The sequence below is a fragment of the Capnocytophaga sp. FDAARGOS_737 genome (genome assembly GCF_009730375.1).
GTDB classification, from domain to species: Bacteria; Bacteroidota; Bacteroidia; order Flavobacteriales; family Flavobacteriaceae; genus Capnocytophaga; species Capnocytophaga leadbetteri.
In genome coordinates this window covers 379608-388538 of sequence record NZ_CP046316.1, presented here as the reverse complement: position 1 = coordinate 388538, position 8931 = coordinate 379608, and the positions used below count along the sequence as shown (strand labels likewise).

Sequence of the window (8931 nt, the reverse complement as noted above, 5' to 3'; positions counted from 1 at the left end):
GAGGGCTGAGAGGACTGGGAAGGCTGGGAAATAGGATATTTTTCTGGTTTTAGGGCGATGATTAGACGTTTGTACTTTGCTCATCTTTCGCTAACTCTTCGCTCTTCCTAAAGGGTAGCTATATTGAACGTAAAGGGTAAATATAAAAGAAATTTTTTCTAATTTGCTAATTTGCTCATTTTCTAATTTGTCTGTTTGCTAATTAATTATTATCTTTGCATCTAATTTAACAAACAAATGAACACCATAGACCAATATAACTCGGTAATAGACAGATGTCGTTCGCTTTTTATCAAGAAGATGAAGGACTACGGCAGTGCGTGGCGCATCTTGCGCTTGCCTTCGCTTACCGACCAGCTCTATATCAAAGCCCAGCGCATACGCGGACTCCAAGAAAACAAAGAGCACAAAATAGACGAAGACGAAACTGCTGAGTTCATCGGCATTATCAACTATGCCCTAATGGCACTCATACAAATAGAAAAAGGCATAGCGGCACAACCTGACCTAAACCTTGAGGAAGCAACCGCCTTATACGACCAAAAAGTAGTCGAAGCACGCAGCCTAATGGAGGCTAAAAACCACGACTATGGCGAGGCGTGGCGCGATATGCGCGTGAGTTCCCTCACCGACCTTATCCTACAGAAGCTCCTACGCGTCAAGCAAATAGAAGACAACCAAGGCAAAACCCTTGTAAGCGAAGGAGTAGAGGCTAACTACCAAGATATGGTCAATTATGCCGTTTTCGCCCTTATCCATCTGACGAGCTAATTTGTCAATTTGGCGATTAGTTATTAACTTTGTAAAAAAATACATAGAAATTATGCCATACACTATCACTATACCCCACGATACCCCACAAGCCTTAGCTTATGTAGAAAAAGCTAAGAAGCTTGACTTTGTGAAAGTAACTGAAATAAAAGAGTTTGAAGAAGAAACACAAGAGCAATATGAACTTATAATGGCTCTCTCTAAAAAAACTAATAGAGCCATTGCGCGCAAATTAGACAAAGCCAGAAACCTAAACTTACCTTTTAAAAACTAACACAAAATGATAGTAATTACTACCGAAGAAGTGAAAAAACACTTATACAAAAAAAGACCATAAATCAATTTGCCGATTTGTCGATTTGCTAATTTGGCAATTAAAGAATATGAAGAACAACACTTACACACAGTACAATGAAGCTCAACTCAATAAAATAGGGAATACCGCTATTTATTTGAGTGAAAGAATACCGAATTTGTCAAAAACAAAGTTTCTAAAATTACTGTATATTTTAGATGAGCTTTCTATTAAGCAATCAGGAATTCCATTCTTAAATTTAGATTATAAAGTATGGAAATTTGGTCCTGTAGCCGAACCTATTTTTATTGATTTATCATCAGAAATGAGCCTTTTAGCTCCATTTATAAAAAGTAATCAAAAAGGACACCTATCAGCTAAAAAAGCCTTTAAAGATGATGAATTTTCAGATAATGACATAGAATTATTAGACGAAGTTATTAAGAGCTTTGGCAATAAAACAGCCAAAGAATTAGTTGCTTATACGCATAACGAAGAGTCTTTATGGAATAAGACTGCCAAAGAAAATAAGGTGTTAAACCTTTTAGAAAATGAAACCATAAACAGTACCAACCTTTATCTTAATTTAGCCGATTTAGTAGCCAATGACCCACGCAAAAAAGCTATTTATGAAGATTATATCGAACAGTTTTAAAAATGTTTACAGAAAGAACCATTATATATTTCACTCCTTTTTACTTTAAAAATGGAAATACAGCTAAGAACAAATATTTTGTAGTACTAAAAAATATTGATAACAAAAGTATTCTTGCTTCTTTACCCACTAGTAAAGATTATATCCCTGAGAAATTGGTAATTGAACAAGGTTGTATAGAATGCGAAAGTAGTAACCTCAATTGTTTTGTACTCTCTCCTTCTACTAAAATCACAGAAGACGGAAAATGTTTCAGTGTTTCTACTTATTTATACGGACATCTATTAGATGAGTACTCTATAGATACATTAACAGAACTTTACCCTTATGAAGCCTCTGATTACCAGATATGGGGACAAATGAAAATATCATTGTTTAACGATCTTATTGAATGCTTAAAAAACTCGAAATCAGTAAAGAGAAAATACAAAAAAATACTATAATCAATTAGCCGATTTGCTAATTTGCTAATTTGCCAATTTTCTTATATATGGAAACCAAAATATCTGTAATAGGCGGAGGTAGTTGGGCTACTGCCCTTGTTAAAATCCTTACCGCCAATATCGACCAAGTGTGCTGGTATATGCGCAACGAGCAGTCCATCGAGCACATCAAAGCTACCAAGCACAACCCTAATTACCTAAGCGATGTACACCTAAACATCAATAAACTGCACCTCACCAGCCACCTCGATGAGGCGGTAGCCTTTAGCGATTACATTATTTTTTGTATCCCTTCGGCTTTCTTAAGCGATGAGTTAAGCAAACTCACCCTACCCCTGACCGATAAGACTATCTTTTCAGCTATCAAAGGTATAGAACCCAAAAGCGGACTGATAGTAGGCGAATATTTCAACAAAATACACCACGTACCTTATGCCCAAATAGGCATTATAGCAGGGCCTTGTCACGCCGAAGAGGTAGCCCTCGAGCGGTTGTCATACCTCACTATCGCTTGCCTCGACGAGGGGAAAGCGCGCTTTATGGCTGAAGCGATGAGTCGCCATTATGTGAAGACGAAAATATCAGACGACGTTATTGGCATAGAGTATGCTGCGATGCTGAAGAATATCTACGCCTTAGCTGCGGGTATAGCCCACGGATTAGGCTATGGCGATAACTTTCAGAGTGTGCTGATGAGCAATGCCATTCGCGAGATGCGTCGTTACATCAAGCATATTTACAAGATAAAGCGCAACATCAACAATTCCGCTTACTTAGGCGACCTATTAGTAACCTCGTACTCACTTTTCAGTCGCAATCGTATGTTTGGCACGATGATAGGCAAAGGCTATACCGTGAAGAGCACAATGGCGGAGATGAATATGGTTGCTGAGGGGTATTACGCCACTAAGAGTGCTTACCTTATCAACAAAAACCAAGAAAAACCGAGTCGCACCCCTATACTCGATGCCGTGTATAAAGTGCTATACGAAGGCAAAAGAGCTAAAACAGAATTTGCTGAACTCACAGCAGAACTAGATTGATTTGCCGATTTGGCGATTATTATTAACTTTGCATCAATAAAACTTATAAAAACCTATAACATTATGCCAGCAATAGCCATAAACCCGACAACTACCACCAACCACAAAGCATTAGGAGCTACAAAAGAAGCCCCTAAAAAGAAACTTTCTTATTATCAAAAGAAAAAAGCAATTGATGAAATAGCACAATCAATCAACAGAAATGTTACCCGAAGAAACTTAATGAAGATGATTTTAGAAGAATGATTTTAATAACCGATAGCAATCTAATTATTAGTGCGTTAATCACACCCAATGGGGCTATAGCCTCTATTATAAAAGCCAAGCATAACTTTCAATTCATCGCCCCAGACTTTGTCTTTGAGGAGATAGATGAGCATTGGGATAAAATAAAAGTCCTTAGCCTCTTAAGCGACAAAGAACTGAAAGCAGAACTACTTTTCTACCGAAACCTGATAAAGGTATACGACCAAAAAGTAACTAAAAAAGCTCTTGACAAAGCAGAAGAAATAGTACGAGATGTAGACCCTGAAGATGTCTTTTTCATAGCCTTACACCTACACACAGGTCATAAAATATGGTCGGGCGATGAAAAACTGAAGAAAGGACTTACCGCTAAAGGTTATGGGCATTTTTTTACTTCTACTGAAGAACTCAAAAAACACTTATACAAAAAAAGACCATAAATCAATTAGTTGATTTGCCGATTTGCTAATTTGCTAATTAACTAATTAACTAATTTACTAATTAATTTTATGTTTACAGGAATTATAGAAGAAATAGGCGAGGTAGTACGCGTAGTGCGCGAGGGTGCTAATCTGCATCTTTTCGTGAAGTGTACTTTTACTAAAGAACTGAAGATTGACCAGAGTGTGGCTCACAATGGCGTATGCCTAACGGTGGTAGCTATTGACGGCGATGTATATCAAGTGACAGCCATAGCCGAGACTTTAGCCAAAACCCACTTAGGAAGTCTGCAAGCTGGCGATATCGTAAATTTAGAACGCGGTATGTTGCTAAACACGCGCTTAGACGGACATATAGTGCAAGGCCACATCGACCAGACTGCTACTTGTACAGCCATAAAAGAAGAAGGTGGCAGCAAGCGTTTTAGCTTTGCTTACGACCCCTCAACTGGCAATGTAGTGATAGAAAAAGGGTCTGTAACCGTTAATGGGGTAAGCCTAACAGTGGTAGATGCCACTCGCGATGGTTTTTCGGTAGCCGTTATCCCTTACACTTTAGCGCATACCAATTTGCACTGCTTAGCAGTAGGCAGTGTAGTAAATTTAGAATTCGATGTTATTGGGAAGTATGTGGCGCGCTTGGTGCAGCAGCGGTAAGTCGTTGTAGTATAAGGCTGCGCACCTCTTCGCGTAGCGCGTCTTTATCGTCAAGAGTTTTACCTTCGGTAGAAATGGGCGGCAGTATATCTACGCGCATTCGCCCTGTACTACCGGCAAAGAAACGAAACGGAAAACGCTTTTTAGTATCGTACAGCACCATAGGCACTATAGGTATCTGACACTGAATGGCGATGCGAAAAGCGCCATCTTTGAAGTTATCGAGTACTATACTCTCATCATCAGGCACGCCTCCTTCAGGGAAAATGCAGATACTCAATCCGCTTTGTATCCGCTCTAGAGCGTGTTTATATACCTCACGCCTACTCTGCGAATTTTTGCGGTCTACTAATATAGCCGCGCGTTTGTAGAAATAACCAAACAGAGGTAGTTTAGCCAATTCCTTTTTGCCTACAAACACAAACGGATTTTTGCTGCAATAAAGCATCAGCATAATATCCATCATACTATAGTGGTTAGCCACCAGCATATAGCTATGGTGGTCGTTAGTTACAGCAAACGCCCTCCTTATTCTGGGGTAAAAGCCCATAGCGTAGAGAATAGGCGTAGCCCATAGCTGTCGCGCTACCCAATAGAGTGCCGGATACCAACGCTGACGAGCAGTAAGCACCAAGAGTAGCGGCAACAGTAAAAGAATCAAGCTGGTTACTACTACATAGAACCAGCTTTTCCATATTATCCAAAAAAAGTATTTAAGTACTTTCATTTCTTCATTATATTAGTCCCCACCACAATTTCCAAGGAAGACGCGAGAGCACCAACACCAAAGCAATACCGTAGAAAAGAGCTATTTTGGCGAACTTAGCACGAGGTGTATCTTGCTTTTTGTGTTTTGACCAGCCAATAGTAATAAGCACTACCGCAGTAATCATTATTAGAGGGTGTTCCAAAAGCAAAAGACGCAACAGACTGGTTTTCATCACCATCTTGCCTTCTTGCCACGATGCTAAAAGCGGCGTAAGCACGTAGAGCAGTAAGCCTAATAGCAGCTGAATATGGGCAAAAATAAGAGCAAACAAGTTTAGGCGGAGGTCTTTCAACTGATAAGTTTCTTTTTTAGTGAAATAGCCAATAAGTGCATTGGTTGCAGACAAAAATAGTACCACTAGCACTATGTAAGCACTCAGCGAGTGCACTTCTTTAATTAATTGATACATAACGATTTTTATAAAATTGAGCGCAAAAATACAAATCTTTTTTATTTTATGCGGTATCTTCAAGTATTTTTCGTACTTTTGCCTCTGGATTTAGTCGTTAGTGATTAGTCGCTAGTCGTTAGAGTTTAGCCGCTAGTGATTAGTCGCTAGTCGTTAGAAAGTGACTCTATTCTAGTGACTAAAGACTCTATTCTAACGACTAGGGACTAAAGACTAACGACTAATTACTAAACACTAATATATGAAAGAACAAGTATTTGCCCTACACGTGGCAACCCGCAACAACCTACTAACCTATTTAGAAAATGTAACGCCTGAAAAATTGGCACAAATACCCGCAGGATTCCATAATAGCATCTGGTGGAATATTGCCCATTGCGTAGCAACACAGCAGATATTGTGCTACAAACTCTCTGGGGTGAAACCCGTAGTACCTGAGGCTTTTATAGAAACCTACAAAAAAGGTACTTTCCCTGACGGACACATACCTACTGCTGACGAAATACAAGAGCTGCGCGCACTGCTTATCAGCACCCAAAAGCAGCTACAAGCCGACTATGAGCGAGACATATTTGCAAACTTTACTCCTTACACCACCAGCTACGGCTATGCACTGACTTGTATAGAAGATGCTATCCATTTCAACAATACCCACGAGGGAATGCACCTTGGGGTAGTGATTGCTTTAAACTATTTCGCTAAATGATAGAAGACAAAACACCCCACCGCACCCAGCTAAGCGATTTGGGAGAATTCGGACTTATAGACCGCCTAACAGCAGGTTTTGAAGCAAAGCAGCCTTCTACCCTCAAAAGTGTAGGCGATGATGCTGCTGTAATAGATTTTAAGGATAAAAAAGCGGTCATCTCAACCGATTTGCTCATCGAGGGCGTCCATTTCGACCTCAGCTATGTACCGCTAAAACATTTGGGCTACAAGGCTGTAAGCGTAAATGTGTCGGACATTTATGCGATGAATGCCCGTGCTACCCAAATCACCGTTTCGATAGCTGTTTCTAACCGCTTTCCGTTAGAAGCCTTAGAAGAGCTTTATGCAGGTATACACCTAGCTTGTAAGCGTTATGAGGTAGATTTGGTAGGAGGCGATACCACCTCTTCTACACGCGGACTCATCATCTCGGTTACTGCTATAGGTGAAGCAGATGAGCAAGAGCTCGTATACCGCAATGGTGCTAAAGAAAACGACCTTATTGTGCTTACAGGCGATATAGGAGGGGCTTATATGGGCTTGCAGATATTAGAGCGCGAGAAAGCGGTCTTTCAGGTAAATCCAAACTCGCAACCCGATATAGAGATGTATTCGTACATTTTAGAGCGGCAACTCAAACCCGAAGCCCGCAAAGACATTCCACCATTGCTAAAAGAGTTGGGCGTAAAACCTACTGCTATGATGGACGTAAGCGACGGACTTTCGTCTGAAATACTGCATATCTGCACCCAATCAGGGGTAGGTTGCAGGCTGTATGAAGACAAAATCCCCCTCGACCCACAAGTGATAAGCACCTGCGAGGAGTTTAATTTAGACAGTACCACTATTGCGTTAAGTGGCGGTGAGGACTACGAATTGCTTTTCACCATAAAGCAAGCCGATTATGACAAGATAAAAGGCAATCCGCACTTTAGCATAATTGGCTACATCACCGATAAGAGCGAAGGAGTAAACCTCATCACTCGCTCAGGGCAGTCTATCCCTATCATTGCAAGGGGCTGGAATGCTTTAACTAACAATTAATGAATTAAAAGAAAAATTAAACATTTTATAATACAGATATGAAAAGAAGAGCATTTTTTAAAAACGGAACATTGGCTGCATTAGGAGGATTAGTACTTCCTTCTTTTGATTTACAAGCCCAAACACTTGGTGAAGCTAACAGAGGCAAACGCACTAAGAACATCATTTTTTTAGTGAGTGATGGAATGAGCACCGGCACTATGGTAATGGCTGACCTATACCTAAAACGCAAATACGGTCGCCCTTCAAGCTGGATGGATTTATACGAAAGCAATCTGGGGCAACGTGCGCTAATGGATATGGCATCTGCAAGCTCGGTAGTAACCGACTCATCAGCGGCAAGTTCTTCGTGGGGAGGAGGCGTACGCGTGAACAACGGCAGCCTGAATATAAGTCCCAATGGCAAAGAGAATATGCCTATCTTGCAAAAGTTTAAAAAAGCAGGCAAAAAAGTAGGTTGTATAACCACCGTGATGATTAACCACGCTACTCCGGCAGGTTTCTGTACGTGGAGCAAGAGTCGCAATGCAATGGACGAAATAGCCCTTAACTACACCGAATTAGGTTTTGATGTGATGCTGGGGGGCGGTAGCAAATATTTCGACCCTGCCCATCGCAAAGATAAAAAAGACCTTTTTGATACTTTAAAGAAAAAAGGCTATACTGTAGCTCGCACCCGCAACGAGATGCTAAAAGCCCCCACTAACAAACCCCTATATGGTATGTTTGCTGAGGAAGCCCTACCCTACTCTATTGACCGCGCTCAAAGTAGTGAAGACCAAGCGGCTATCCCTACTCTTGCCGAGATGACCGCTAAAGCTATCAAGCAGCTAAAAAGTCACCCTAATGGCTTTGTGATACAAGTAGAAGGAGGAAAAGTAGACTGGGCAGCACACGGCAACGATATAGGGGCATTGCTCTACGACCAAGTAGCTTTTGACGAAGCTGTGAAAGTAGCCTTAGACTTTGCTAAAGCTGATGGCAACACCCTTGTAGTTATCACCTCAGACCACGGCAATGCTAACCCAGGGCTTATCTATGGCAAAGAGTGCAATAACAATTTTGATAGATTGCAAAACTTCACCCATTCTAACGACTGGATATTGCAACAAATCAACCCTAATGACTCTATAGACAAGGTAAGAGAACATATCGCTCAGCACTGTGGCGGAATGAATATCAATGAAGAACAGGCAAAAGAGCTATTAGCCTATTATGCCAAGACAGAAAGAAAAGAAGACGGACTTTATAACTATAAACACCTACCTTATCGACTTTTTGCTGAGATTCAAAAAGCACATACCTCAGTTGGCTGGATTAGTATGGACCACTCGTCAGACTATACCGAATTAGGAATGTACGGACCAGGAAGTGAAAAGCTAAAGCCTTTTATGCGCAATACCGATATGCACAAATTCTTGTTAGAAGTAGCCGAAGTCAGTCTTTAGTGA

Annotated in this window: 13 protein-coding genes; 11 read left to right on the top strand and 2 right to left on the bottom strand. The window is 40.7% G+C overall.

The window, feature by feature from the left end:
* Positions 1–237 precede the first annotated feature (237 nt).
* From FOC45_RS01765 to FOC45_RS01730, 8 genes are all read left to right on the top strand, one after another.
* Positions 238–771 carry a DUF1599 domain-containing protein gene (locus tag FOC45_RS01765; RefSeq protein WP_009392594.1) on the top strand — a complete coding sequence of 178 codons (534 nt, stop codon included), beginning with the start codon at positions 238–240 and terminating at the stop codon, positions 769–771.
* 52 nt (positions 772–823) lie between these two features.
* Positions 824–1045, top strand: coding sequence for a hypothetical protein (locus FOC45_RS01760; protein ID WP_009392593.1), 222 nt, complete (start codon positions 824–826; stop codon positions 1043–1045).
* A gap of 109 nt (positions 1046–1154) precedes the next feature.
* A complete protein-coding gene (locus FOC45_RS01755) occupies positions 1155–1721 on the top strand; it encodes a Panacea domain-containing protein (RefSeq protein ID WP_009392592.1) in 567 nt (188 codons plus the stop codon).
* Between the two features lie 2 nt (positions 1722–1723).
* Positions 1724–2164 (top strand): hypothetical protein, encoded by a 441-nt coding sequence (locus tag FOC45_RS01750; protein WP_009392590.1) that lies wholly within the window; start codon positions 1724–1726, stop codon positions 2162–2164.
* Positions 2165–2211: 47 nt separating this feature from the next.
* The gene (locus tag FOC45_RS01745) at positions 2212–3207 is read left to right on the top strand and encodes an NAD(P)H-dependent glycerol-3-phosphate dehydrogenase (protein ID WP_009392589.1); all 996 of its coding nucleotides are present in this window, start codon (positions 2212–2214) and stop codon (positions 3205–3207) included.
* A 63-nt stretch (positions 3208–3270) separates the two neighbouring features.
* Positions 3271–3453, top strand: a complete 183-nt coding sequence (locus FOC45_RS01740; RefSeq protein WP_034540822.1) for a hypothetical protein — start codon at positions 3271–3273, stop codon at positions 3451–3453.
* Positions 3450–3893, top strand: a complete 444-nt coding sequence (locus FOC45_RS01735; protein WP_009392587.1) for a PIN domain-containing protein — start codon at positions 3450–3452, stop codon at positions 3891–3893. The genes FOC45_RS01740 and FOC45_RS01735 overlap by 4 nt, the downstream gene beginning before the upstream one ends.
* Before the next feature lie 69 nt (positions 3894–3962).
* Positions 3963–4550, top strand: coding sequence for a riboflavin synthase (locus FOC45_RS01730; protein WP_009392586.1), 588 nt, complete (start codon positions 3963–3965; stop codon positions 4548–4550).
* Here the strand turns inward: FOC45_RS01730 and FOC45_RS01725 are convergent.
* Both FOC45_RS01725 and FOC45_RS01720 read right to left on the bottom strand, forming a co-directional pair.
* Positions 4510–5277, bottom strand: coding sequence for a 1-acyl-sn-glycerol-3-phosphate acyltransferase (locus tag FOC45_RS01725; protein WP_009392585.1), 768 nt, complete (start codon positions 5275–5277; stop codon positions 4510–4512). The genes FOC45_RS01730 and FOC45_RS01725 overlap by 41 nt on opposite strands.
* 7 nt (positions 5278–5284) lie before the next feature.
* Positions 5285–5728: a hypothetical protein gene (locus FOC45_RS01720; protein ID WP_034539784.1), complete on the bottom strand. Its 444-nt coding sequence runs from the start codon at positions 5726–5728 to the stop codon at positions 5285–5287.
* Between the two features lie 241 nt (positions 5729–5969).
* Here FOC45_RS01720 and FOC45_RS01715 point away from each other — a divergent pair, with 241 nt between their 5' ends.
* Genes FOC45_RS01715 through FOC45_RS01705 form a run of 3 tightly spaced genes read left to right on the top strand, consistent with a single transcriptional unit; the run spans position 5970 to position 8928 of the window.
* On the top strand, positions 5970–6434 hold the full coding sequence (locus FOC45_RS01715) for a DinB family protein (RefSeq protein WP_009392583.1): 465 nt from the start codon (positions 5970–5972) through the stop codon (positions 6432–6434).
* Positions 6431–7480, top strand: a complete 1050-nt coding sequence (gene thiL, locus FOC45_RS01710) for a thiamine-phosphate kinase (protein WP_009392582.1) — start codon at positions 6431–6433, stop codon at positions 7478–7480. The genes FOC45_RS01715 and thiL overlap by 4 nt, the downstream gene beginning before the upstream one ends.
* Before the next feature lie 38 nt (positions 7481–7518).
* Entirely contained in the window at positions 7519–8928 is a 1410-nt protein-coding gene (locus FOC45_RS01705) for an alkaline phosphatase (RefSeq protein WP_009392581.1), read from the top strand.
* Positions 8929–8931: the final 3 nt, after the last annotated feature.

Bases quoted from the DNA above. Each gene is read 5' to 3' on its own strand.
- FOC45_RS01765 (WP_009392594.1), top strand. From the start codon at position 238: ATGAACACCATAGACCAATATAACTCGGTAATAGACAGATGTCGTTCG.
- FOC45_RS01760 (WP_009392593.1), top strand. From the start codon at position 824: ATGCCATACACTATCACTATACCCCACGATACCCCACAAGCCTTAGCT.
- FOC45_RS01755 (WP_009392592.1), top strand. From the start codon at position 1,155: ATGAAGAACAACACTTACACACAGTACAATGAAGCTCAACTCAATAAA.
- FOC45_RS01750 (WP_009392590.1), top strand. From the start codon at position 1,724: ATGTTTACAGAAAGAACCATTATATATTTCACTCCTTTTTACTTTAAA.
- FOC45_RS01745 (WP_009392589.1), top strand. From the start codon at position 2,212: ATGGAAACCAAAATATCTGTAATAGGCGGAGGTAGTTGGGCTACTGCC.
- FOC45_RS01740 (WP_034540822.1), top strand. From the start codon at position 3,271: ATGCCAGCAATAGCCATAAACCCGACAACTACCACCAACCACAAAGCA.
- FOC45_RS01735 (WP_009392587.1), top strand. From the start codon at position 3,450: ATGATTTTAATAACCGATAGCAATCTAATTATTAGTGCGTTAATCACA.
- FOC45_RS01730 (WP_009392586.1), top strand. From the start codon at position 3,963: ATGTTTACAGGAATTATAGAAGAAATAGGCGAGGTAGTACGCGTAGTG.
- FOC45_RS01725 (WP_009392585.1), bottom strand. From the start codon at position 5,277: ATGAAAGTACTTAAATACTTTTTTTGGATAATATGGAAAAGCTGGTTC.
- FOC45_RS01720 (WP_034539784.1), bottom strand. From the start codon at position 5,728: ATGTATCAATTAATTAAAGAAGTGCACTCGCTGAGTGCTTACATAGTG.
- FOC45_RS01715 (WP_009392583.1), top strand. From the start codon at position 5,970: ATGAAAGAACAAGTATTTGCCCTACACGTGGCAACCCGCAACAACCTA.
- thiL (WP_009392582.1), top strand. From the start codon at position 6,431: ATGATAGAAGACAAAACACCCCACCGCACCCAGCTAAGCGATTTGGGA.
- FOC45_RS01705 (WP_009392581.1), top strand. From the start codon at position 7,519: ATGAAAAGAAGAGCATTTTTTAAAAACGGAACATTGGCTGCATTAGGA.